The sequence below is a fragment of the Nostoc sp. genome, assembly GCF_036917465.1.
Lineage (GTDB): Bacteria > Cyanobacteriota > Cyanobacteriia > Cyanobacteriales > Nostocaceae > Nostoc.
The window spans coordinates 19,364-42,561 of record NZ_JBALDL010000055.1 but is presented as its reverse complement, the minus strand read 5'-3'; the positions used below and the strand labels follow the sequence as shown (position 1 = coordinate 42,561).

Genomic DNA, 23,198 nt, shown 5'->3' with positions numbered 1-23,198 from the left:
AGAATTAAGTAAATAGGAAGCATCATGGCTGGGTTATTGCATCAACCAGGTGATGCGATCGTTGATCCTACAAAGCAGCCTCACAGCGATCGCTATCGCATTATTAACATTTTGGGTGAAGGAAATAGCGGTATCACCTATGCTGCCGAAGATATGACGCAGCCTAGTTTGATCGTAGCAATAAAAGTTATATCTCTGGAGCAAACACAAGACTGGAAAGTGTTGGCGTTATTTGAACGCGAGGCGAAGGTACTAGAAAAGCTCGATCGTCGAGGAATACCGCGTTATCTCAACTATTTTCATATCGATACACAAAGCGATCGCCGATTTTATATTGTGCAGGAATTAGCAAAAGGGCAATCCTTGGCTGCATGGGTAGAACAAGGATGGCGTGGCGATGAAACAACTCTTAAGCGAATTGCTCGACAGATATTGGCGATTCTGGTTTATCTCCAACGGTTAGATCCGCCGATCGTTCATCGTGATATTAAACCGCAAAATATCATTCGCCATGAAGACGGTTCATTGTATTTAGTAGACTTCGGTGCAGTGCGAGATACTTACTACAGCACATTCATGCGGGGTAGTACAATTGTTGGTACTTATGGTTATATGGCTCCCGAACAGTTTCTTGGGCAAGCGGTACCAGCAACAGATTTGTACGGCTTGGGAGCAACATTATTATTCTTATTGACTCACCGATCGCCAGCAGAATTACCCCAGAATGGTTTATCTGTGGATTTTCGCAGTGAACTGCGCCCCACCGTAGGCGATCGCATTCAAATTTCTGATGCTTTTGCCGATTGGTTAGAGAAACTTTTAGAACCTGATGTTAAGGATCGCTTTCCCTCAGCCGAAGCAGCTTTGTTAGCCTTAAGACAACCAGCAAAAGCTGTGCAGATAAGCAGCAAGATATTGCCTCGTAATGCTGTGAACGCCTTAATTATCGGGACATTTGCAGCAGTTTGCCTAAGTAATTCTTTCAAGTGGAAAGTATTTAGTACTTTTGGTCTAGCACCGCGCGGTATTTGTGAGAATATCGGTGTTATCCAAAAATATCTTCAGCAAGGCGGCAACCCGAATCTTCGCATTAAGTACTACCGAAGGTTTCCTTGGGGTGCGGGTAGTCAATGGCCTTTATTATTTTGTGTCTCTTCTCTTGCAAATGCAGAACTACTGCTTCAGTATGGAGCCGATCCGAACGTTGTAGAGTCAGGCGAGCCAATTCTATATAAAGCAGCACTTGACAATGACCTAGAATTCATGAAACTGCTATTGAAATATGGTGCAAGTCCCAACGCCAAACTTTTTAGTAAAAACACTAATGGACGCTTGTACGAGGAAAAACCGATACTTACAGCACTTGCTCCTGCTATGAGGTACACATACTTGGGATGCTATTAGTAGTCTGTCAAGCTAGTAATGAAAAGTTTGTAGTAAGCACAAAACGTGCTTATAAAATCAGCACTTCATTCCTGACTACGAACTTTCTTATCCCAGATCAACGATAATTCGATCAATTAGTGTACCTGATAACTTCGGTAAGTGCTGTAATCAAGTCATTTTCAACAGTCAACAGGAAGTTGCCGAATTTTTGATTAAGAATGGTGTTGATATCAACGCTAAAGATAGTAATGGCAACACAGCATTAGATATAGCAACCATGCGTTATGAAGTCAAAATTGCTCTCATGCTGTTAGAAAAAGGTGCGATCGCCAATCGTGAGTCTGATTCTGAGCGCCTTCGTGATTGGCAGCAAGAACTCAAGAACCAAAATAATAAATAGGAAGTAAGGATGAACCCGTTACATAACTGGGGTGATACGATCGCAGGACGGTATCAAATTCGCCATGTTTTAGGACATGGTGGTATGGGTATTACTTATGCGGCTGAGGATTTGCAAACTAATCAACCTGTGGCGCTGAAAGTGCTTTCCTTGCATCGCATCAAAGATTGGAAAATGCTGGAATTATTTGAACGAGAAGCGAAAATTCTTGCTCATCTCAACTATCCAGGGATTCCGCAATATTTGAATTACTTTCAAATAGAGACAGATGGCGATCGCACTTTCTATTTGGTGCAAGAACTAGCCGCAGGACAATCTCTCTTTGAGCTAGTTAATCAAGGCTGGAAACCAAGTGTTGAGGAAGTACAGGTTATTGCTACTCAAGTGCTGGAAATTTTGGTGTATTTGCAGCACTTGACTCCACCTGTAATTCATCGAGACATTAAACCACAAAATCTTATCCGCCACGACAATGGGCAGATTTTTCTGGTAGATTTTGGAGCAGTTCAAGATACCTATCACAACACTGTAACTGGTGGCAGTACTGTAGTAGGAACTTTTGGCTATATGGCTCCCGAACAATTTCGTGGACAGGCGGTGTTATCTACCGACTTGTATGGACTGGGGACAACATTGTTATTTTTGCTAACAGGCACATCCCCCGCAGATTTACCACACCATCAACTTGCCATCGACTTTCATAGTCTTGTCCAATTGCCCAAAGGCTTTACTGCTTGGTTAGAGCGAATGATTGAACCAATCAGTACAGTCCGATTCCCCTCGGCTGTAGAAGCGTTAGCTGTCTTGCAAGGAAAGCAACCACTCCCGCCGCGTACAGCCACTTATAAACGACCAAAACAAAGCAAAATTCAATTAACCACAACAACTGACAAAATGATCGTTAATATTCCTCCCTCACTCCTCAATAGCCCTCAGAGTTTGTGGTTAGGTTTATCACCGATGTTTGGATATGTCTTCATCTTTTGGATTGTTTATGCTTTGATTGTTGAGGTACTAGAACCTGCCCTTGAGATTAACCCTGAATGGGAGCTAATATTTCACCTTATTGTCTTGATCTCTGGCTTTTTCCCCTTAGCTTTAGGCATTTGCCCCTATGCGGCTCAAAGTTTGCTCTTTAGCAGTCCTTTTCGGACTCAGATTGAAATTCAGCCGTTGTTGAATATTCAGATGACATACTCTTTAGGATTTTTGACTTTCCAGCTACTACCGCTACCGATGGGGAGAAACGCCAAACTTCAGGCAAGTTTGACTCCAATACAGCACCAGTTTTCTTTCGTAAAAAATCTCAACTCGTTTTGTACTTTAGCGATCGCCTCAACGAAAATCAAGTTTGGACTATTTTTGAGCGACAAAGAGAAAGCATGGTTAGTGAATGAAATTAACGCCTTTGCCGAGCGCCATAATGATGAATAGCATGGGAGAAGATTGCATTTTAGCTCTTCTCTCCATACATAACCTAATTACAAATTAGTAATGCCTATCTAATTAATAAATCTACGTTCCTTATTCTTCTGGCTCTAAATCAGTTTCTTCCTCTTCATCTTCTTCACTGACTTTAGCTACGGAGTTAGCAGAAACAACAGCGCCTTTATCTAGCTTCTCACGCACCAGTTTCTTAATTTCCTCAGCAAATTCAGGTTTTTCTTCTAGATACTTAATGGCGTTGTCTCGTCCTTGGGAGATATTATCGCCGTTGTAACTATACCAAGCCCCCTTGCGGACAATAATGGAAGTTTCTTCTGCCAAGTCTACAATACAACCCAAGGTAGAAATTCCTTTGCCAAAAATAATGTCGAATTCCGCTATTCTGAAGGGCGGCGCTACTTTATTTTTGGCGACTTTGACTTTAACGCGATTACCAAATTCTTCTGTACCTTTTTTCAAGGTTTGAATCCGGCGAATATCCAAGCGCACCGAAGCGTAGAATTTCAATGCGTTACCGCCAGTAGTAGTTTCTGGGCTACCGTAAGTAACACCGATTTTTTGTCGCAACTGGTTAATGAAAATTACTGTACAACCAGATTTACCAATATTGCCCGTAATCTTACGCAGGGCTTGGCTCATCAACCGCGCTTGTAAACCAACGTGAATATCACCCATATCGCCTTCAATTTCAGCGCGGGGAACTAGTGCTGCTACGGAGTCAATGACTACAATATCAACCGCAGCAGAGCGAACAAGCTGATCGACAATTTCCAAAGCTGATTCGCCAGTGTCTGGTTGGGAAATCAGCAAATTGTCAATATCTACACCCAATGCCGCAGCATAAGTGGGATCAAGGGCGTGTTCAGCATCAACAAAAGCAGCAATACCGCCATTTCTTTGCACTTCGGCGAGGGCATGTAAGGCTACTGTAGTCTTACCAGAACTTTCTGGCCCATAAATTTCAATTACCCGCCCCTTGGGTAAACCACCGCCCAACGCTAAATCTAAGGTGAGCGCTCCACTAGAAATTGTTTCCACCCGCATCCGGGTAGCATCACCCAGGCGCATGATTGCTCCTTTACCAAAGCTGCGCTCAATCTGATTTAGCACCATTGTCAGCGCTTTTTGCTTGCCGGAAGTATCGGTGTTGATAGCCATTTCTGCCTCTAATGCCTCTAAATATATGGTTTTAAGGAGTGTTGCTTTGGGAGTTTGAGTAGAACAGATATACTATTTTAACCAGAAAATTCTGGAATAGGACTTCTCAAATCAAAAAAGGGGTGTGACAAGATCGTAACTCGATCGCTACCAGATTAGAGTAGTTTTGCACAATGATACCAACTCGCATTCAGAGATAGCTTCTTTTAACTGGGTAAGCAAGCGATTTTCAAAGAATAAAACTATCTAAATAACACTGTCAGTAAAACCTTCCTTGTGAACATTTGCAAAGGTGGCTAAATTAGGAGCGATCGCTAGCAGGGTAAAGGCACAGGAGTTATTAACCTCAGACTGGATAGGGATCTTGATGAAAAAGGAGCCTGACCTATAAAACGCCCAAACTCTTGGTATTATACGTTTATGTAGCGCCGATTTCCAGTAACTAGGTATATTTAGTTACATAGTTCAGTTGCTCTCATACATCTGTTTATGCTTGGCTAAAAGCTCTTGGTATTTCTTATTTGTCTTTGCTTGTATCCACTTAGCTTTAAATATTGCTGCTGATTCCGCTTTAACTGGATCTTCTTCGTAGGGAAGAATCTCTTTTTTAGAATCTGAAGTTTCCGAATTTTGTTTATATTTTCTGCCGCTTTTATGATTGGCATAACGGCGAGAACGAGTATAACCCATTTGGATAAATTTTCGTGCCATATCCGCGCCGATAAAATCATCTTGTTCTAGATAATCAAGAAACATATCGTAGATTTTTGCACTCGATTCTCTAGCAATATCAGGAGTTTTAAAGCGCCAGTAGGGAAGAATTTCTGATTTGTATGGTTCAACCAAAAGTACACCCTGCTCACCCTTGCCAACACGATATAACTCACGATGTTGGCGAAAATCAATATTTTTAAAGTCTAAAGAATAATCAAATGGCATGATAGATTTTTATTAGGAATAGTAAACTTTAAATCAAAAGTTCAGCTTCTATCTAAAGTATTGAGATTTTGTTCCACTATGCTATCTAGCACTCAATCTGCGAACAGTGTCCTTGCGCCAGGAAATCTGCGTAAAGTACATCATATTGCCCTTAACGTCCAGGATATGCAAGCTTCCCGCTACTTTTATGGCACAATTTTGGGTTTGCACGAACTCACAGGCGACGAAGTACCCGCAACCCTAGTGGAACTTGTTGCATCTGGGAAAGTAGCCAACTTCATCACCCCAGATGGTACGATACTCGATTTATTTGGGGAACCAGAATTATCACCACCAGATCCCAATCCAGAGAAGACATTCACCAGAGCCTACCATCTGGCTTTTGACATCGAGCCGCAGTTATTCGATCGCGCGGTGACAGTGATCGGGGAAAATAAAATAGCGATCGCTTATGGCCCCGTCACTCGTCCTACTGGTAGAGGTGTGTATTTTTACGATCCAGATGGCTTTATGATTGAAATTCGTTGCGATCCAGAAGCTAGTTAACTTAAGAGTAATAACAAAAATCTCTACTATGACCGCAAAACTCACACAAATATTTAAAGTAATTGAAGACGCGATCGCAAAACCGCCAATTCCACACGAACCATACAAGCAATCATTGAAAGCTTGGGCGATGTATTGTTTACGAGATAAAGGTTTTATAGTCGTTTACGCTCAAAATGCCGACTTTGCTCTTGAAAGAAAGGGTGAAGAAAAGCTATATTTTAAAGTTTCAAATAGCCCCGATGATTTAGATAATTCTCTTAGCTGGATTGTTTGGGATAGTGCAACCAAAAACGCCAGTCTCATTTCCCAAAAAATCGACTGATGTCAAAATAGTTAAGCTGTTCTGCATTTAATTTGCACGCTCGACGCGGGCAGGATGCCCGCACTACAATAATTTGAATAAATCACAATGTGTAAATTACAAGACGATCGGCTTATCAAACGTTTTCCTGATTTTTTAACTATTCTGACTTCTGAATTCTGACTAACTATCTTCATCAGACAACTGCTGCACAAATATTTGATGTTCTGGCAAATCTAATCCCAATTGCAACACAGCTAATACTTGCTGCATATTCCCAGCAAGTAAATCTGACATTGATAACCACAAACCAGGAAATACTTGACTCTTGATAATTCCATCTGCGTCTACTTCTAAAGATACATATTCTCCTTGTTGCAGGTGAAACCAATCTAATTTGTTTTCAAATATTTGCCAAACAATATATTCTTTCACCCCATTACGACCATAGACTTTTTTCTTATCATGTAAATCAATAGCAACACTGCTAGCTGCTATCTCTATTACGAGTTCTGGCGCACCTTCGATGTAATCATCATCGCTTAAACGAGATTGTCCTTGAGATGTTGGTGTGATTAATAGCACTCCATCAGGTTGCGGTTCATTGTCTCGATCTAAACGGACTGTTGGCTCAATTCCCAATCTCACACCAGGAGTGGCAATTTGGTAAGTCCACAACCAACCTATTAGATGACCATGTGGTTCAGCATGACTTTCAAAGCGTAATGGGGATGCCAAGTATACAACTCCTTCAATTAATTCTGCCTTTTGATGACGGGGCATTGCTTGATAGCGACGTTCAAATTCGTAGCGAGTGAGGCGATCGCCATTCTCCAAAAAAGGAATTTGCTGTTTGAGTGATAGCTTGACCATGATTTTCGTCTCTGGCAAAGAGTTTTACTTTATTATGGCTTGGTTCATATTTTTATTGTGATGTACTTTCCAAGCCTCATCTTGTCAAAATATCGCTAGAATCAGGTTTCTTAAATACCATTAAATGCTGTTGAGGTAACAAATTTTTAGTTTCCTGCCAAACTAAACCAACAGCTTGCATCTCTTTACGGACTTGCTTTTGAGTCATCTTGTGTAGATGTTTAATCATAATAAAGGGATTTTCACCCCGATATTCAACCAGCACCACCTTACCACCTGGTTTCAGGGATTTTACAATTCCTTGCATCACTTCTTGGGGATACTCAAGTTCATGGTAAGCATCTACCATCAAGGCCAAATCGATACTTTCAGATGGTAAGTCGGGGTTGCTAAGGGTTGCCAGAACAGGTTCAACATTAGTGATATTTTTCTCTTTTTTGAACAACTCAATTATTTCCAACATTTCTCGCTGAACATCAACAGCTAACACTTTACCTGTTGTTAATAACGGTGCAATGCGAAAGCTAAAGTAACCTGTACCAGCACCAATATCCGCCACTACGTCATTAGGTTTCAGATTGAGGAGGCTGACTACCTTACTTGGCTGTTCCTCTCCCTCTCGGTTGGGACGTTCTAGCCAGCCAGCGCCTGTGTATCCCATAACTTGGGCAATTTCGCGCCCCATGTAATATTTGCCGATACCATCTGGACTATGAATTATCCGTTGTTCGTAAACTGTGGTAGACGAAGATGCGGCTTGTGCTGTCAGAGTTGGGTTCAAGAGTACACAACTCAGCATCACAATAAAAGTTACTATAAAGTGGAGAAAATTTGACATTTGGTTATGACTGATTTGGATAGTTATAAGCAGCAACTAAAAGAATTTTATGGTAATAAAACTACTTATGACCATGAAAAAGATACTCGTCATCCTCTAGACGCGAAGATTCTACTTGAATTCGTTACCCTAGATTCTGGACAAAAAATCCTTGATGTAGCGACTGGGACAGGTTTAGTTGCAATACCCGCCGCTGAAAAAGTTGGTTCAGATGGCTATGTGATTGGGATTGATATGACCCCTGAAATGTTGCATCAAGCAAAACTTAAGATCGCAGCCGCAAAATTACCAAATATCGAGTTGATTGAGGCAGATGCAGAATTTTTCAACTTTAGCGATAGTAGTTTTGATGTTGTCTTTTGCTGTGAGGCGATTGTACTTTTTCCTGATATTCTTGCTATTTTGAAAAAGTGGTATGGCTTCTTGAAAACAGGAGGGTTTGTAGCATTTACCTGTCCTCCTGAAACTGCTTTTATGGCATCTCTTCAGCAGAGGATCTTTGCTAAAGTTTTAGGCAGATCGTTACCACATATCCTTGAACCACTGGGGACTCCAGAAAAATGTCGAAATTTGCTTAATCAGGCAGGTTTTAGAGATGTCGAAATTAAAATTGAGCCATCAGGACGTTATCGGCATCTTAGAGATAGCAGATTATCTGAGACAGTAATTAGTATAAATTTTAAAGGCAATCCTCTGTTGTCAAAACTATCACAAGAACAATTAAATCAGTTGCAAGTTGAGTACCAAGCTGAAATTGAAAAATTAGCAACCGAGCAAGGCGTTTGGGAAGATACTACAAAGTTCTTTGTTCGCGCTCGAAAATAAGTTGATGAGCAAAGCAGTGTTCATGAACTGACAACTTTAGGCGATCGCGCCCGATCGTTATTGCCGTCAATACATAGCCATCTGGTGAAATTAATTAGGCTTTGCCCGAAATACTTGGTAGGGACAGGACAATTCATGAATTGTGCCTACATCATTTTTACTAGATGTCTAATGATAATGACAGTTTAATCTCATAGGCCGATGTGGAAGTAAACATTTTCAGGATTTACTTGAACAGGCCGTTTAAAAATTTGTAATCTCATCTTTGGACACTATGCAAAACCTGCCCTTGATGTTAGTCCCTATACTCGCTGCACAGAAAGTAGCAGGTGACGGTGTAATTAAACCTCTCGGTCATCATGAGCTGTTGTTGGTGCTGGTGCAACTGTCACTATTGCTTCTGGTAGCGCGGGGATTAGGTGAGTTGATGCGGCGGATTAATCTCCCGCCTGTTGTTGGGGAATTACTGGCAGGTGTGGTGCTTGGCCCTTCTCTATTTGGTTTACTCCTTCCAGACTTACATGCACACATCTTTCCCAAAAGTCAAGAACAGTCTAATTTACTTTCGGTGATTTCTTGGTTAGGTGTGTTATTTTTGCTGATTGTGACTGGGCTGGAAACGGATCTCAAGCTGATTCTTCGTAAGGGTAAAACGGCTCTGTTGATTTCACTGGGCGGAATTATCATCCCATTTATCACCGGATTTGGATTGGGGTGGCTGTTGCCAGATAGTTTTTTAGCCAACCCAGAAAAACGACTAGTATTCAGTCTGTTCATCGCTACAGCAATGAGTATTTCGGCAGTACCAGTGATTGCTAAGGTGCTGATGGATTTAAACTTGATTCGCCGTGACATTGGTCAAGTCACCTTAGCGGCTGGGATGACTGACGACACCATCGGCTGGATTTTACTTTCTGTGGTTTCAGGTTTAGCTAGTAGTGGCAAATTTGACTTTGGGACAATTTTTCATTCCGTGAGTGCAGCTATATTGTTTTTAGCGATCGCATTCACAATTGGACGTACCATTGTAGATCAGATTTTACGGTGGGTTGATGACTACGTTGGCGGCATCTCCGCTAGTATATCGGCTGTGCTGATTCTTTCGCTTTCGGCAGCAGCCCTTACCCACGCATTAGGTTTAGAAGCTGCATTAGGTGCTTTCGTGCTGGGGATTCTGGCAGGTCAATCTCGCCGCTTTAGTAATGAAGCTGGACATCTATTAGAAGTCTTTACAGCATCCTTTCTAGCGCCAATTTTCTTTGCTTCAGCTGGCTTGAAAGTTGACTTGGGAACTCTGTTAGTCCCCCAAACGCTCCTATTTGGCTTGATTGTTCTCGCTGTCGCCTGTGTTGGCAAATTTACAGGTGCTTATATTGGTTCTCGCGTCGGCGGGTTGAGTCATTGGGAAGGTTTGGCAATGGGTTCGGGGATGAATGCTCGCGGGGCGATGGAAATTGTCGTTGCCACCATTGGTTTATCTTTGGGAGTGCTGAATCCCCAGATGTACTCGATTATTGTGATGGTGGCGATCGTCACTTCGCTAATGGCTCCACCCCTTTTGCGCTGGTGTTTGTCGAACGTGGTGATGAGTGACGAAGAAGCGCAACGTTTGGAACAAGAAGAACAGGATAGCCGCAGCTTTATCAAGCAGATTCAGCGTGTCTTAATACCTACTAGCGGTGGCCCCAACATCCAACTTGCGGCGCAATTAGTTGGTTACATGGCTCACCAAAACTCCATAGAAGTGACATCTCTATATGCCCTGAGTGACAAGCAGCCCCAAAAAAAAGCCCGCCGGACGGCAACCCAGGTTAAAGATACCGCCGCCGAGGAAGCTCTAGCTTCTGTTGTTGAGGAAATGCAACTACCTGCTGATACCATCCTGCAAACAAAAACGGAGTCGGGACGTAGTAAAGCGGAAGTAATTCTGAATGAAGCGAACAAAAACTATGACTTGATCGTATTGGGAAGTTCTGAACAGATACGCCCTCAGAAAACATTGTTTAATTTGCTTGTAGACCGGGTAGTACAAGAAGCGCCATGTGCAACGATGGTGGTAAAGTCGCACCTACCCCACCCCAAAGGCGAGATATGCAAAATCGGTCAACAAAAGCTGACAAAGATTCTGGTGCCAACAGTAGGGACAGAATATAGCAAAAATGCTGTAGAGATGGCAAGTACGATCGCTGCTCAGACAGGGGCATTAGTAATGATCGTGAATGTGATTAATTTGCCACAGGTTGAGTATATTCTTTACGAGCAGCGATCGCTCACTCCAGTGAAGGAAATTGCTCGCGATCTGCTCGAACAGCAAGCAGAAATTGGCCGCAATCTAGGTGCTAATGTCAAAACCTATATTCTTCAAGGAAGCAGCCCAGAAAAGGAAATCCTTAAGTTTGCCCAAACTCAGGAAGTTGACCTAATTATTCTCGGAAGTAATATCCGCATGGTTACGGGTCGCGTTTTCTTCGGTCATAGAGTAGATGCAATTCTGAATAAAGCCCATTGCCCGGTAGCGGTAATTACTGTACCCTAGTTGTTCTCAGCTTAGATGTATTAAGGATCTAAGCAAACTTTTCTTTCATGATTGAACCCTAGCACAGCACGGTGGAAATAAACCACCCTTATGAAATGTCTAAAACCCTTACGCAATGGTAATTACGAATTACGAATTACGCAAAGCGTTACTAGCGTGAAGCTCTGGAAGTTACCGATCTTTGCAAATTAGCTAAAGCGCGATTGTAATCCAAAATAGCTGTGACTCGATTACCTTCTGCTCTTGTCAAGTCATTTTCAGCAGAGATCACTTCTGTTTGAGTGCCCACACCTGCTTGGAATCTCAACCTTGCTAAAGTCAGAGCTTCTTTAGCTTGATTTAAAGCCACGCTAGAAGTCTGCACATTATTTAAATTGGATTGCAATTGAGAATAGTACTGTTCTACATTAAAGCGAATTTGGTCGCGCTGACTACCAAATTGAGACTCTGCGATCGCAATATTAGCTCTCGACTGAGCCGCCTTTGCTCTTGCTGCTCCTCCATCAAACAAACTTAGAGTTCCTTGGAGTGCTACTGAATAGCCATCAGTAACACTAACGCCATCGTTATAGCGATCTAGTAGGCTGTAGCTACTTGCCAAATTAATTTGTGGCCCTAGCTGTGAAAGTGCCTGACGACGCTGTTGCTCGTAAATATTTCGTTGTGCTAATTGCTGTTGCAATTCTGGACGATTTTGAAACGCTCTGACAATACTTTCTTCTAGCGTCTGCGGCCAAAGCCCCGCTAACTGTACAGGATCTGCGGCAGTGATATCAACTGACTGTGACAAACTTAATGTGGTGGCAAGTTGACGACGGGCAATTCGCTGCTGAGAGATAGCATTAGTCAGTTCTTGTTGAGCGTTTGCTAAATTCACCTGAGCTTGCAGCACATCGAACCGCGTACCTACTCCAGCCTGTTCTCTCGCTTGAGTATCCCGCAAACTAGCCTGAGCATTTTTCACAGCAGCCTGATTAATTCTTACTTGTTCATTTGCTTGTTGCAAATCGTAGTATTGAGTCGTGGCATTTAAACTAATTGTCGAAGACTGAGTTTCAACATTCAATTCATCTACACGTAGTTGTTCTTTAGCTGCTTGGATTGTCGCTTGGCGATTACCGGAGGTATACAGGTTGTAATTCAGTTGTGCTGAACCATTAAAAGAGGTGCTGGCTTGAGATGGATTCTTAGCAAAACCATTGCCACTATTAGTTATATTACTGTTAATACTAAGCGTAGGAAACAAGGCAGCTTGAGACTCGCGTAGCGATGAACGACTACGTTCTAGCTGTAATATGGCTACCTGTAAGTCTCGATTGTTGCGTCGTGCTAGTTCTAAAGCTTGTGCCAAAGTGATTGATACAGTTCCCTGAATCCTTACTTCCTCTGGTTTGGTAGGAAATTGCAGAGGATTGGGATTAGGGTTAAGGTAATCAGGAACCTGTACAGTGCTTGAGGCATTCTGCGGTTTTGGGGGAGTTGCTGCACTTGCTAAAGTTGGGAAAAGAATAGCGAACGTGACGCTAACCCAGGTAGAATGCACGAGTAATAACCTGAAATTCATAATCTAGCTGTAGTCATTAATTAGGTTTCTTTGAGGCTGCAATCAAAAGTTTTCATTTTGATTGACCTACAGAGATTTAAATCTTAAATTCTCCTTCTAAGGGTTGATATTAACAAATTAGCCGACAATCAAGCCATCCTGAACTCGAATAATCCTTTTGGTTTGAGCAGCGATATCTGGTTCATGAGTGACAATCACGATTGTGATGCCTTGGTCATTAAGTTCTGTTAGCAAATTCATCACCTCACGAGAAGTTTCAGTATCTAAAGCTCCTGTTGGCTCATCTGCCAAAACTAATGCAGGCCGGTTGACCAAAGCCCGAGCGATCGCTACTCGTTGTTGTTGTCCTCCAGAAAGTTGACTAGGACGGTTAGATATACGTGTCTGTAATCCCACTTTTTCTAGAGCTTCTAATGCCCTTTCACGGCGTTTTGGTTTGGTTAAGTTAGCATAAACCATTGGTAACATAACATTTTCCAGCGCTGTCGCCCGCGCCAATAGGTTAAATTGTTGGAAAACAAAACCTATCCTTTGGTTGCGGATATAGGCTAATTCATCATCATCAAAAGTCGTTAGATTTCTCCCTTCAAAAATATAATCTCCAGTTGTCGGACGATCCAGACATCCCAAAATATTCATCAGTGTGGATTTTCCCGAACCTGATGCACCCATAATCGAGACATATTCCCCCTCCTCAATAGAGAGTTCAATTCCCTTAAGAATCGGAACACTAACTTCTCCCAAATAGTAAGTTTTAGTAATAGATTCCATCCAAATCATCGTTGGCATATTAATTACGAATTACGAATTACGAATTACGAATTATCTAGTCGCTTCTTAAAGCGTTGATTGGATCTAATTTAGATGCGTTCCGTGCTGGAATGACCCCAGCAAGTAAGCCAACGCTTAACGAGAGTCCAAACCCAGCAATAATCGACAATAAAGAAATTACAAAGGGAAATTTGAAAACGCTTGAAGCGGTAAAGGCTAATAAAACCCCAGTCGCCATCCCAATACCTCCACCGACAATGGAAATCACGATCGCTTCGGCTAAAAATTGATTCAGGATTGCTGAATTGGTGGCTCCTACAGCTTTACGAATCCCGATTTCTCGCGTCCGTTCAACCACGGAAACTAGCATAATATTGGCAATCCCAATTCCGCCAACCACTAACGAAATTCCAGCGATCGCTACCACCATGACTGTAAATAAACCCACAATACTAGTGAAGGTACTCACAATATCAGCTTGATTAGTCAGTCGAAAATCATCGGCTTGCGGTGGATAAATATTGTGACGCAGCCGTAAGAGATTGGTAACTTGAAACTGAGCCGCTTCTAACTGCTCCTGATTAGCCCCTTTAACTAAAATTCCATTCACAGAAACGCCTACCAGGGCGTTGTTCCCAACCAGTCTCTTTGACATACTAGTTAGAGGAATGAAAACTTGGTCATCTCGATCCATCGGCCCCTGAGAACCTTTAGCTTCCATCACCCCAATTACTTCATAAGCCTCTCCCTGAATGCGAATTTTCTCGCCGAGCGGATTTGCACCCTGTCCAAAGAGCGTGCTTTGAACTGTGGGGCCAAGAATAGCTACCTGTGCAGCAATATCTAGTTCTTCTTGAGTAAAATATCTACCTTGCTGGGGGTGAGTATTTCTGACTTCTGGGTAATTCAAATCTGTGCCATAAATGGTTGTTGAGGTATTCTGCCCTGCATATACAACTTGGGCGCTGCGTTGGAGATAAGCAGAAACCATCTGTGCTGATGGTGCTTGTGTAGCGATCGCCTTTGCATCTTCCCAGGTCAAGGTGCTGCTAGAACCTACTCCTTGACGGACATTCCCGCTTCTTGCCGCACCCGCCAAGATTTGGATCACATCTGTACCCAATGCTTGTATTTGTTGCTCAACCCCCTTTTGCACTCCCTGACCGACAGAAGTAATCGCAATAACTGAAGAAATCCCAATAATCACGCCTAACATAGTTAAACCTGTGCGTAATTTATTACTCCACAGAGTCTCTGCTGCCATTGTCAAGATTTCCAGCAACGATACTGTGCGGGTTTTCTTAGCTTTGTAAAAGCCCTTAAATATCTTAAACATAAGGTTTTATTTAAAACTCACTTTAAGGGGAACCACCGCCTGAACGACCACCGGCAGAACCGCCGCCTGAATTACCTCCGCCGCCACCGGCTCCTCTTCCACCACCGCCACTACCACTACCACTGCCACCGCCACCGCCTAGACCAGGGATAACTCCTCCTCGTGGTGTTGATTGCGGACGCGATCCTGGTGGGAAACTGAGCAATACTCTCTCGTTTCCTGTCAATCCAGACTTAACTTCAGTAAAGTTATTCGCAGTAACGCCAGTCTCGATGCGAGTAAACACAGGTTTGTTATCTGCTCCAGCCACAAATACACCTGTGGCATTTTCTTGACGCACCACCGAGGCGGTTGGCACTACTAAAGCATTTTCAACTTGACCGACTTGAAAATCTGCTGCCACATTCATCCCAGACCGCAGTAGCCTTTGGGGGTCTGAAAGTGATACTCTTACTTCAAAACTGGTGACGTTTTGCTCTACTATTGCTTGGGCAGCAATTTGCCTAACTTTTCCTTCAAAGGTTCTCCCTGGATAGGCATCTGCTTGAATTGAGACTTTTTGACCAAGGCGGATTTTGGAAATATTTGTTTCAGCCAAACTTGCAACAACTTCATTTGTTGAAGCCAGAGACAAGATTGAAGATGATGATGAAGAAGCTACTTCACTACTAGCAGTTGTGGGTGTTACGAAAGCACCTGGATCGGCATACTTCTTTGTCACGACAGCATCAAAGGGGGCGCGAATAATCGTGTCATTGATTTGGGCTTGGATGTTTTGCAGCGAACCACGAGCAGATGTTACCTGGGCGCGGTTTGCGTCAATATCTTCTTGGCGCGTTCCGGCTTTGGCAAGTGCCAAAGCTTGCTGTCTCTGCTTCACTACGGCTCTTGCTTGCTCGATGTCTTCTGGACGTGACCCGGCTTTTTGCAGCCCTAGTGCTTGCTGTGCTTCATTTACACTAGCTTGGGCGCTGTCACGAGTAGCACGTTTTTGGTTAAGAGTCTGAAGGGATATACCGCCTGCGTTGTAAAGCTGTTGATTACGAACCAAATCATCTTCTGCTTGGCGAAGGGTGGCTTGAGCGCTTTGCAAGCGTGCCTGTGCTTGGGCAATATCTTGAGAGCGATTACCTACTTGTACTTTTTGTAGATTCGCTTCGGCTTCGTCTAACGATCCCTGAGCTTGAGCAATATCTTGAGGACGATTCCCGGCGATCGCCTTTTGCAAATTCGCCTCGGCTTGTGCCAATTGTCCTTGAGCAGAGACTAGTTGCCCCCGCAGGTTGGAATCATCCATGTAAGCGAGAATCTGCCCTTGTTTGACGATATCTCCTTCTTTCGCCAGCAGTCTTTTCAAAATGCCTGAGTTTTTTGGGCTGAGGTTGATTGAACGCTCAGGTTTCACTGTTCCGTTCGCTGAAACTGTGATTGTCAAGCTCTGCCTTTCTACAGTTTTTGTCAGCACCCGACGACCCGCTTGTTGTCGGGAAACAACCCCTACTTGGTAATAAACTGCATAGCCAACTCCACCCAAAAGACAAAGAGCAATTAACCAAGAGAGCCAATTACGTCTGCCCTTTTTTTTCTTTACCTCTGGAAACGAAACTGATGAATCTACGGTATTTGGTGTATCAATCTTCATATCCACTTTTTCTATAAGGAACGGCTACCAAGCGGGTAGTTCATGGCTAAAACTATAGCCTGGTAGCCTTTATACTGACAATTATTTTGAGTTACGAGTGTTTTAAAGGTTTATTTGCAGTACCAGTCCACTAGGAAGTCTGAAATAATCATCACGCACTCTAACTAATCTCCCAGCAGGAACAATTTCCTGACTAGGAAGAAGAATGTCTCCGTTGGGAAGTCTGAAGTAACCTTGATTACGAAGTCTGGCTATGGATCTAGCAGGAATAATTTGCCCGTTGGGATATCTGATGTCACCATTACCAAGTCTGACAACTCTGCTATAGGATTGGTTGTCACGGTTCCGATTATCCCGATCTCTAGAGTTTCTGACTTCTCCAGGATAGGATCTGCCGTTGCGGTTCCAATTACTTCTGTCTCCAGGGTTTCTATCTTCTCTATAGTTGCCTCTATCGTTGCGATCGCGGTTCAAATTCCCCCTATCTCCATTTCCATCTTGTCTATAGTCGCGTCTACCGTCACGATCGCGATCCCAATCTTGATTGTTCTGAGCAACAGAGTAGACTTTTGTCTGGGCGCTTGCAGGGGCATTCAAGAGAGTAGGAACAATTATCAGGGCAGCAGTAGCTAAGGCTATTGATATACGGTTTGGTTTCAACATCGAATTAAATCCTTATTTAGATTAAAGTTCTATTTTGCTTAGGTTCAGATTCAGCAATTTTGGACAGTTGCTTTTGTTTTGGTATTAAGGTGTGCAATCTTTCCCTCATCGTATAAATTCATACATAATAATTATCGATCAAAAATTTTAAACCAATGTATGACCAAAGTCATAAGTAATTCCAGACTTATGTATGACCAAAGTCATCAGTTTTTTATGTGCAGATCGGAGAAAATAATTAATACCCAATATCCAATATCCAATCTTTTTAAATTTAATCCTGTATTGGTGCAATTCCTTGCCAAACAATATCCACAAAATTTTGGATAAATGTTGATACTTCTGTGGCACGATCTTCAGAATTTAAGTAAGTTATTGTTGGTAAATTATCCGTTTTTATACTGACTTGAGACGAAATTTGCTCCAAAAAAACATAGTTCATCAGCGATCCTAGTAAGATATGAGCCACTGTCTGGGGATCGCAAGGGCGAAGCCGATTTTGGTTTATTTCATCCTCTAAAAAAGCGGTCAGTGCTTTGACATCTCCTATGGGTCTTGGTTCTTTATCTCCAGGTTCTGGAAGCGCATTGCCTCGCGATCGCAGCATCATAATCTGAGGCAGCACCTCGGTATAGAATTCCATAATCTTGAGGCAGATATTTATGAGGTTTTCTTTAAGATCGCCTTCCCCACAAAGAGATTCCAACTCGTTCACCCACAGGGGTTTTTCTGGAATTCCCATCGCTGCAAAAAATAATTCTTCTTTCGTTGAGAATCGTTTGAAAATTGAAGCTTCAGAAATCCCAGCCTGTTGAGCAATTTCTAAGGTTGAAGCACCAAATCCTTGTTGTAAGAAAACTTGACGAGCCGCTTCTAAGATTTGCTGATTGGTAATTCTAGATATACGAGCCATAAATAAGTAAGTTATTACTTATTTATTAATATAATACCATTGTGATACGGATGTCAAGAACTATTGAATGAGACAGTATAAACCCAAGCTTTTCAGCCAATAAAAGTTTTTGCTAATACTTCTTGCCTCCTGCCTTTCTTTGCAAGATTTTACTGCCGTCAAGAGCGGAGATCGTTTAAGCTAGCTGAAAGATTCTTTGATTAGTGGCTTAAAGGCGGTAATGTGCCTAAACATGTTCGTTTAATTTCTTTTCTAATGATCTGTAGTTTGTGGAGTATGCCAAAAGCCGCTAACGCGCAGGCATTGATACCCCATACACTGCAACTAGACGGGGCAAAGTTAGAGAAGCAGGGGTTGAGTCTGGCACAAGAGGCGGCTCAACTAGCTCAGTTTCAACAGGTAGAATTAGCTTTGCCACGAGCGCGGCTGGCTAGTCAACTGGCTCCGAAGAATGATAAAGTTTGGTTACTCTTAGGTGGATTGCAACTACAAACCAAAGAGTATGACGGGGCGATCGCTAGTCTGAAAAAAGCGCAATCTATCAACCCCAAAAATGGAGATATTTTGTTTGCTTTGGGTTCAGCTAATTTTCAGCAGAAAAATTACCAAGCAGCTGTTGTCAATTACCAAGACGGTTTGAAGTTAAAACCCAACGATCCAGAGGGATTATTTGATTTGGGTAATGCTTACTATCTGCTGGGTCGATTGCCAGATGCGATCGCACAGTACGATAAAGCAGTCTCTCAAGATAAAAAATTCTGGCCGGCGCTTAACAACATTGGCTTAATCAACTATGAACAGGGTAATACACCCGAAGCAATTAAGCGATGGAAATCTGCTGTCAGCCTTGATAAGCAAGCCGCAGAACCTTTGTTAGCTTTGGCAGTGGCACTGTACACTCAAGGCGATAGCCAACAAGCATTAAACTTGGGAGAAGCTGCACTCCGTATCGATCAGCGCTATGCTAGTTTGAATTTTCTCAAAGAAAATCTTTGGGGCGATCGCCTCCTGTCTGATACGAAAAAATTCTTAGAATTACCTCGTATTCAAGCAGCCCTACAGCAACGAGAAAACTCATCGTCAGCGCCTGAAAAACAGCCTACTCAATAATTAAGAGAGGAGTTAGGAGTTAGGAGTTACAGAACTTACGCAAATAATGGTAAAAACCCTTATTTTCAGGTAGGGGCAATTCATCAATTGCCCCTACTGTGTATAGTCTTATGTAAGTCCTAAATTGAATATTTCAACTCATAACTCATAACTCATAACTCATAACTTTCTGATTACCCCTTGCTTAACAGCACCTTTTCGTAGTACATCTATACTAACTAAATACAGGAAATACTCGCCCAAAAACCTTTTTGGGCGAGTATTCCTGAAATAAGTCGTCAATTCTCACTGGTCGTCTGTGGGTAGAAGTGCAATGATTTGGTCAACAAACTGCTGATGGTCAACAACTGGCTTAGAAATGTAGCCATCAGCACCGCTTTGCTTAAGAAAATTCTCGCGATCGCCTTCCATAGCATGTGCCGTCACCAAAATAACAGGTAACTTTGCTGTTTTTGGATCGGATTTTAATATTTGTGTAATCTTGATTCCATCAACAGATTTACCTTGGTAAACACTTCTAGATAGAGAAACATCCATCAAAATCAGATCGGCTTCTCCTGATTGGGCAATTTTTATTACTTCTTCGACATTTTCTGTATGTTTCACTCCCAAGCCGCCGCGCTTGGACAAAATCTTGGAAAAAACGCGAGCATTAATTAGATCGTCTTCGACAATTAAAACAGTTTTCATGAGAATTTTAGTAATAGAGCTAGAAGTGAGGAGATTACGCAATTCAAAATTAAAAATGAGCAAATGCAGTCATGGCAAGTATCCTGGCTATGAAGTGGATTCAAATTAAGTGGGCAGCAAATTATCATTCGATTAAAGCAGCTACTTGCTATCTGTTTTCTTTTTAATAGTCTATGTACATCCTTATCATCAAGGATGATACTACTGCTTTTTCTTCTATGACTATCAATATTTTGTTAGGAATCCCATTTCATCCGTTATGCTGTGGTTGCTGCAATATTGAGTTACGCCAGCTTTTGTATAGTTAAATTTCAGGGAAAAAACTCATGGCAAAACAGTTAAACCTTCTCTCAACGGGACAGGTAATTCCAACAGCCCTGCACACCGAGATGCAACGGTCTTATCTCGAATATGCCATGAGCGTGATTGTCGGGCGAGCGCTACCAGACGTGCGTGATGGCTTAAAACCAGTGCATCGCCGCATTTTGTATGCAATGCACGAACTCGGTTTAGTACCAGATAGACCTTATCGAAAATGTGCTCGTGTAGTGGGTGATGTGTTGGGTAAATACCATCCCCACGGCGACCAATCAGTTTACGATGCTTTGGTCAGGCTAGTGCAAGATTTTTCTAGCCGCTATCCTTTGCTAGCAGGACATGGTAACTTTGGTAGCGTCGATAATGACCCACCAGCAGCGATGCGTTACACAGAAACGCGCCTCGCACCCATCAGTCATGAGGGAATGCTGACAGAAATCGGCGAAGAAACTGTGGAATTTGTGGGGAACTTCGATAATTCTCAGCAAGAACCAACGGTTTTACCGGCTCAATTGCCGTTTCTGTTGCTCAATGGTTGTTCGGGCATTGCTGTGGGGATGGCGACAAATGTTCCACCGCATAACTTGGGGGAAATTGTCGATGGGTTAATCGCTTTAATCGACAACCCAGATTTGCCAGATGAAAAGTTATTCGAGTTAATTCCAGGGCCAGACTTTCCCACAGGTGGAGAAATAATTGGTGAGACGGGAATTCGGGAAGCATACACCACAGGTAAAGGTGGAATTCTGCTGCGGGGAGTTGCAATTCTGGAAGAAATTCCAGCCGCGAGGGGAAGCAAGCGACGAACGGCCATTATCATTACAGAATTGCCTTATCAAGTGAATAAGGCCGGCTGGATTGAGAAGGTGGCGGACTTAGTAAATCAAGGTCGTTTGCAAGGAATTTCCGATCTTCGGGATGAAAGCGATCGCGAAGGGATGCGAGTAGTAATTGAACTCAAACGCGATACCAATCCCCAAGAAGTTCTTCAGCATTTGTATCACCAAACTGCTTTGCAAATGACGTTTGGAGCAATTCTCCTAGCGATCGTAAATGGACAACCCCGCCAGTTAAGTTTGCGTCAACTGTTGCAAGAGTTTTTGAGTTTCCGGGAAGAGACGCTGAACCGTCGCTACAATTACGAATTGGGGAAAGCTCAAAGTCGTGTGCATTTGGTAGAAGGTTTACTCAAAGCCCTATCTAATTTGGATCGGGTAATTGAAATTTTACGGCAAGCTCCCGATGGGAGTACGGCAAAAATAAATCTTTGTAGCCAACTAGATTTGAGTGAGGTACAAGGAGATGCAATTTTGGCTATGCCGTTGCGTCGCCTCACCAGTTTAGAACAGCAAAATTTGCAGCAAGAATTTGAGCAGGTAAGCGAACAAATTAGTTTGCTGGAACAATTACTCAACGATCGCCGCGAATTACTCAAGGCGCTGAAAAAAGAATTGCGATCGCTAAAGCGCAAGTACAGCGATCCCCGACGGACAAAAATCGGAGAAGAACAAAAGTCTAAGGCAGAGGAGCAGAGGAGCAGAGGCGCAGAGGAGGAAGAGGAAAATCTGAAATCTTCTGAACCGTCAGAAGAAGCAATTTTAGAATTTACCCAACGGGGTTATGTTCGCCGCACCCAACCATCTGGGAGAAAGTCAAAAGCTGAAAATGGTTTGCACGATAACGACTTTATTATCCAAACTGTGTTGACTGACACCCAAAAAGACTTGCTAATCCTAACCAGTGGTGGCAAAGTTTATCCTGTAAATGTGGGAGAAATTCCGCCAACTACTGGGCGTTCTCCACGGGGAAAACCTTTGATTACTATGCTCAGTAATACTGCTCAAGGCGCTCAAGAGGGTGTGGTCAGTCGCTTTTTGCTTCCCGAAAATCTCGAAACTCAGCAGATGATTCTCTTGACAAAACAGGGAAGAATTAAGCGTCTGTCTTTGGGAGAATTCACAAACTTAACGCGGCGTGGAATCACCATTTTGAAGCTCAAAGATGATGATGAATTGTCATTTACTCAATTCATCACCCCAGGAGCGCATCTGATTTTAGCTAGTTCCGGTGGGCGAGTGTTGCGCTTTGCAGCCAATGATGAACAATTACCGATTATGGGTCGCGCAGCAATGGGTTTACAAGCATTCCGATTATTGAAAAATCAGCAAATGGTTGGCTGTGTCACTGTCGGCAAAGATGACCAATTGTTGCTAGTTACTCAAGAAGGATATGCCAAGCGGATGGCTGCAAGCCAGTTAAGAGCAGCTAATCGTGGCGATTTGGGGACGCAAGCGCTGAAATTTGCCAGCAAAACTGATAATTTAGCTGGTATGGTTATAGCGAAGCCTTCTCTGCGAGACGCTACGCGAACGGCGGGCTACGCCAACGCATCCTGCGAGGTCGCTTTAGTGACGAATAAGGAACGGGTGGTGCGGATACCTGTGGAAACCGTGCCGATTTTAGGTAGAGATGTGAAAGGTGAAAGCATCATCCAACTCAACCGCGATGAAAAAATTATCACTGTCGCCGAAGTGCGATCGTAAACTGGATTTAGATCCCCGACTTCTTGAAGAAGTCGGGGATCTGGGCAGCTTCCTAAGTATTTTTGACTCTCAATATAGCGGTTCTCGTTTGAGTGAGGTATACCCGTAGGGGGACAGCATTGCTGTACCCTTCCTTATACCTCACGATATGATGTTGTACCGTATCTGAATGGGAACCGCTATATCTCCATAAATTATCAATAAATTTTAATTCTTAAATAACAAGCTCTACGGAAAATGTAGTTATCCAAACAAATCATTTGATAACTTATCTCAATAAGTAAAATGTTGTCTATGATTGTAAAAGTCTAAATAACATTTCTTCTACCTCAGTAAATCTTACTGAAGGCTGATGTTTTAATCTGTATAAATAGCTATATCTATTTATGTCAAGCTA

At 42.7% G+C, this 23,198-nt stretch carries 20 protein-coding genes; 9 read left to right on the top strand and 11 right to left on the bottom strand.

Going from position 1 to position 23,198, the window contains the following annotated elements:
• The first annotated feature begins 24 nt into the window (after positions 1 to 24).
• The 3 genes from V7K38_RS11485 to V7K38_RS11475 all read left to right on the top strand — a co-directional run bounded on the left by V7K38_RS11485 (position 25) and on the right by V7K38_RS11475 (position 3,220).
• Entirely contained in the window at positions 25 to 1,404 is a 1,380-nt protein-coding gene (locus V7K38_RS11485; RefSeq protein WP_334857864.1) for a protein kinase domain-containing protein, read from the top strand.
• 67 nt (positions 1,405 to 1,471) lie between these two features.
• The gene (locus V7K38_RS11480) at positions 1,472 to 1,786 is read left to right on the top strand and encodes an ankyrin repeat domain-containing protein (RefSeq protein ID WP_334857871.1); all 315 of its coding nucleotides are present in this window, start codon (positions 1,472 to 1,474) and stop codon (positions 1,784 to 1,786) included.
• A gap of 9 nt (positions 1,787 to 1,795) precedes the next feature.
• On the top strand, positions 1,796 to 3,220 hold the full coding sequence (locus V7K38_RS11475) for a serine/threonine protein kinase (protein ID WP_334857863.1): 1,425 nt from the start codon (positions 1,796 to 1,798) through the stop codon (positions 3,218 to 3,220).
• A 90-nt stretch (positions 3,221 to 3,310) separates the two neighbouring features.
• Here V7K38_RS11475 and recA read toward each other — a convergent pair whose 3' ends face one another.
• Entirely contained in the window at positions 3,311 to 4,390 is a 1,080-nt protein-coding gene (recA, locus tag V7K38_RS11470; protein ID WP_334857861.1) for a recombinase RecA, read from the bottom strand.
• A gap of 465 nt (positions 4,391 to 4,855) precedes the next feature.
• The gene (locus V7K38_RS11465) at positions 4,856 to 5,329 is read right to left on the bottom strand and encodes a DUF4385 domain-containing protein (protein WP_334857860.1); all 474 of its coding nucleotides are present in this window, start codon (positions 5,327 to 5,329) and stop codon (positions 4,856 to 4,858) included.
• A 78-nt stretch (positions 5,330 to 5,407) separates the two neighbouring features.
• On the opposite strand from V7K38_RS11465, the gene V7K38_RS11460 reads away from it, so the two are divergent.
• Positions 5,408 to 5,875: a VOC family protein gene (locus V7K38_RS11460; protein ID WP_334857859.1), complete on the top strand. Its 468-nt coding sequence runs from the start codon at positions 5,408 to 5,410 to the stop codon at positions 5,873 to 5,875.
• 28 nt (positions 5,876 to 5,903) lie between these two features.
• Complete coding sequence (locus V7K38_RS11455) at positions 5,904 to 6,200, top strand: hypothetical protein (protein WP_334857857.1); 297 nt, start codon at positions 5,904 to 5,906, stop codon at positions 6,198 to 6,200.
• A gap of 162 nt (positions 6,201 to 6,362) precedes the next feature.
• On the opposite strand, the gene V7K38_RS11450 is transcribed toward V7K38_RS11455, so the two are convergent.
• Positions 6,363 to 7,052 carry a Uma2 family endonuclease gene (locus V7K38_RS11450; protein ID WP_334857855.1) on the bottom strand — a complete coding sequence of 230 codons (690 nt, stop codon included), beginning with the start codon at positions 7,050 to 7,052 and terminating at the stop codon, positions 6,363 to 6,365.
• Between the two features lie 76 nt (positions 7,053 to 7,128).
• Positions 7,129 to 7,851, bottom strand: a complete 723-nt coding sequence (locus V7K38_RS11445) for a class I SAM-dependent methyltransferase (RefSeq protein WP_442940764.1) — start codon at positions 7,849 to 7,851, stop codon at positions 7,129 to 7,131.
• Positions 7,852 to 7,896: 45 nt separating this feature from the next.
• Here V7K38_RS11445 and V7K38_RS11440 point away from each other — a divergent pair, with 45 nt between their 5' ends.
• Both V7K38_RS11440 and V7K38_RS11435 read left to right on the top strand, forming a co-directional pair.
• Complete coding sequence (locus V7K38_RS11440; RefSeq protein ID WP_334857853.1) at positions 7,897 to 8,715, top strand: class I SAM-dependent methyltransferase; 819 nt, start codon at positions 7,897 to 7,899, stop codon at positions 8,713 to 8,715.
• Between the two features lie 274 nt (positions 8,716 to 8,989).
• Entirely contained in the window at positions 8,990 to 11,251 is a 2,262-nt protein-coding gene (locus tag V7K38_RS11435; protein WP_334857852.1) for a cation:proton antiporter domain-containing protein, read from the top strand.
• A gap of 151 nt (positions 11,252 to 11,402) precedes the next feature.
• Here V7K38_RS11435 and V7K38_RS11430 read toward each other — a convergent pair whose 3' ends face one another.
• The 6 genes from V7K38_RS11430 to V7K38_RS11405 all read right to left on the bottom strand — a co-directional run bounded on the left by V7K38_RS11430 (position 11,403) and on the right by V7K38_RS11405 (position 18,140).
• Positions 11,403 to 12,815: a TolC family protein gene (locus tag V7K38_RS11430; protein ID WP_334857850.1), complete on the bottom strand. Its 1,413-nt coding sequence runs from the start codon at positions 12,813 to 12,815 to the stop codon at positions 11,403 to 11,405.
• Positions 12,816 to 12,932: 117 nt separating this feature from the next.
• Positions 12,933 to 13,604, bottom strand: coding sequence for an ABC transporter ATP-binding protein (locus V7K38_RS11425; protein WP_334857848.1), 672 nt, complete (start codon positions 13,602 to 13,604; stop codon positions 12,933 to 12,935).
• 37 nt (positions 13,605 to 13,641) lie between these two features.
• Entirely contained in the window at positions 13,642 to 14,922 is a 1,281-nt protein-coding gene (locus V7K38_RS11420) for an ABC transporter permease (protein ID WP_442940763.1), read from the bottom strand.
• A gap of 22 nt (positions 14,923 to 14,944) precedes the next feature.
• Positions 14,945 to 16,564: an efflux RND transporter periplasmic adaptor subunit gene (locus V7K38_RS11415; protein ID WP_334857846.1), complete on the bottom strand. Its 1,620-nt coding sequence runs from the start codon at positions 16,562 to 16,564 to the stop codon at positions 14,945 to 14,947.
• A gap of 102 nt (positions 16,565 to 16,666) precedes the next feature.
• A complete protein-coding gene (locus V7K38_RS11410; protein ID WP_334857843.1) occupies positions 16,667 to 17,227 on the bottom strand; it encodes a hypothetical protein in 561 nt (186 codons plus the stop codon).
• A gap of 274 nt (positions 17,228 to 17,501) precedes the next feature.
• Positions 17,502 to 18,140 carry a TetR/AcrR family transcriptional regulator gene (locus V7K38_RS11405; protein ID WP_334857841.1) on the bottom strand — a complete coding sequence of 213 codons (639 nt, stop codon included), beginning with the start codon at positions 18,138 to 18,140 and terminating at the stop codon, positions 17,502 to 17,504.
• A gap of 222 nt (positions 18,141 to 18,362) precedes the next feature.
• Here V7K38_RS11405 and V7K38_RS11400 point away from each other — a divergent pair, with 222 nt between their 5' ends.
• On the top strand, positions 18,363 to 19,250 hold the full coding sequence (locus V7K38_RS11400) for a tetratricopeptide repeat protein (protein ID WP_334857839.1): 888 nt from the start codon (positions 18,363 to 18,365) through the stop codon (positions 19,248 to 19,250).
• Positions 19,251 to 19,535: 285 nt separating this feature from the next.
• Here V7K38_RS11400 and V7K38_RS11395 read toward each other — a convergent pair whose 3' ends face one another.
• Complete coding sequence (locus tag V7K38_RS11395; protein ID WP_334857837.1) at positions 19,536 to 19,940, bottom strand: response regulator; 405 nt, start codon at positions 19,938 to 19,940, stop codon at positions 19,536 to 19,538.
• A gap of 326 nt (positions 19,941 to 20,266) precedes the next feature.
• Between V7K38_RS11395 and gyrA the strand changes: the two genes are divergently transcribed.
• Positions 20,267 to 22,801 carry a DNA gyrase subunit A gene (gyrA, locus tag V7K38_RS11390; RefSeq protein ID WP_334857835.1) on the top strand — a complete coding sequence of 845 codons (2,535 nt, stop codon included), beginning with the start codon at positions 20,267 to 20,269 and terminating at the stop codon, positions 22,799 to 22,801.
• The last annotated feature ends 397 nt before the right edge of the window (positions 22,802 to 23,198 follow it).

What these genes read in the sequence shown, in the direction of transcription:
- V7K38_RS11485 (WP_334857864.1), top strand. Translation starts at nt 25, where the DNA reads ATGGCTGGGTTATTGCATCAACCAGGTGATGCGATCGTTGATCCTACA.
- V7K38_RS11475 (WP_334857863.1), top strand. Translation starts at nt 1,796, where the DNA reads ATGAACCCGTTACATAACTGGGGTGATACGATCGCAGGACGGTATCAA.
- recA (WP_334857861.1), bottom strand. Translation starts at nt 4,390, where the DNA reads ATGGCTATCAACACCGATACTTCCGGCAAGCAAAAAGCGCTGACAATG.
- V7K38_RS11465 (WP_334857860.1), bottom strand. Translation starts at nt 5,329, where the DNA reads ATGCCATTTGATTATTCTTTAGACTTTAAAAATATTGATTTTCGCCAA.
- V7K38_RS11460 (WP_334857859.1), top strand. Translation starts at nt 5,408, where the DNA reads ATGCTATCTAGCACTCAATCTGCGAACAGTGTCCTTGCGCCAGGAAAT.
- V7K38_RS11455 (WP_334857857.1), top strand. Translation starts at nt 5,904, where the DNA reads ATGACCGCAAAACTCACACAAATATTTAAAGTAATTGAAGACGCGATC.
- V7K38_RS11450 (WP_334857855.1), bottom strand. Translation starts at nt 7,052, where the DNA reads ATGGTCAAGCTATCACTCAAACAGCAAATTCCTTTTTTGGAGAATGGC.
- V7K38_RS11445 (WP_442940764.1), bottom strand. Translation starts at nt 7,851, where the DNA reads ATGCTGAGTTGTGTACTCTTGAACCCAACTCTGACAGCACAAGCCGCA.
- V7K38_RS11440 (WP_334857853.1), top strand. Translation starts at nt 7,897, where the DNA reads ATGACTGATTTGGATAGTTATAAGCAGCAACTAAAAGAATTTTATGGT.
- V7K38_RS11435 (WP_334857852.1), top strand. Translation starts at nt 8,990, where the DNA reads ATGCAAAACCTGCCCTTGATGTTAGTCCCTATACTCGCTGCACAGAAA.
- V7K38_RS11430 (WP_334857850.1), bottom strand. Translation starts at nt 12,815, where the DNA reads ATGAATTTCAGGTTATTACTCGTGCATTCTACCTGGGTTAGCGTCACG.
- V7K38_RS11425 (WP_334857848.1), bottom strand. Translation starts at nt 13,604, where the DNA reads ATGCCAACGATGATTTGGATGGAATCTATTACTAAAACTTACTATTTG.
- V7K38_RS11420 (WP_442940763.1), bottom strand. Translation starts at nt 14,922, where the DNA reads ATGTTTAAGATATTTAAGGGCTTTTACAAAGCTAAGAAAACCCGCACA.
- V7K38_RS11415 (WP_334857846.1), bottom strand. Translation starts at nt 16,564, where the DNA reads ATGAAGATTGATACACCAAATACCGTAGATTCATCAGTTTCGTTTCCA.
- V7K38_RS11410 (WP_334857843.1), bottom strand. Translation starts at nt 17,227, where the DNA reads ATGTTGAAACCAAACCGTATATCAATAGCCTTAGCTACTGCTGCCCTG.
- V7K38_RS11405 (WP_334857841.1), bottom strand. Translation starts at nt 18,140, where the DNA reads ATGGCTCGTATATCTAGAATTACCAATCAGCAAATCTTAGAAGCGGCT.
- V7K38_RS11395 (WP_334857837.1), bottom strand. Translation starts at nt 19,940, where the DNA reads ATGAAAACTGTTTTAATTGTCGAAGACGATCTAATTAATGCTCGCGTT.
- gyrA (WP_334857835.1), top strand. Translation starts at nt 20,267, where the DNA reads ATGGCAAAACAGTTAAACCTTCTCTCAACGGGACAGGTAATTCCAACA.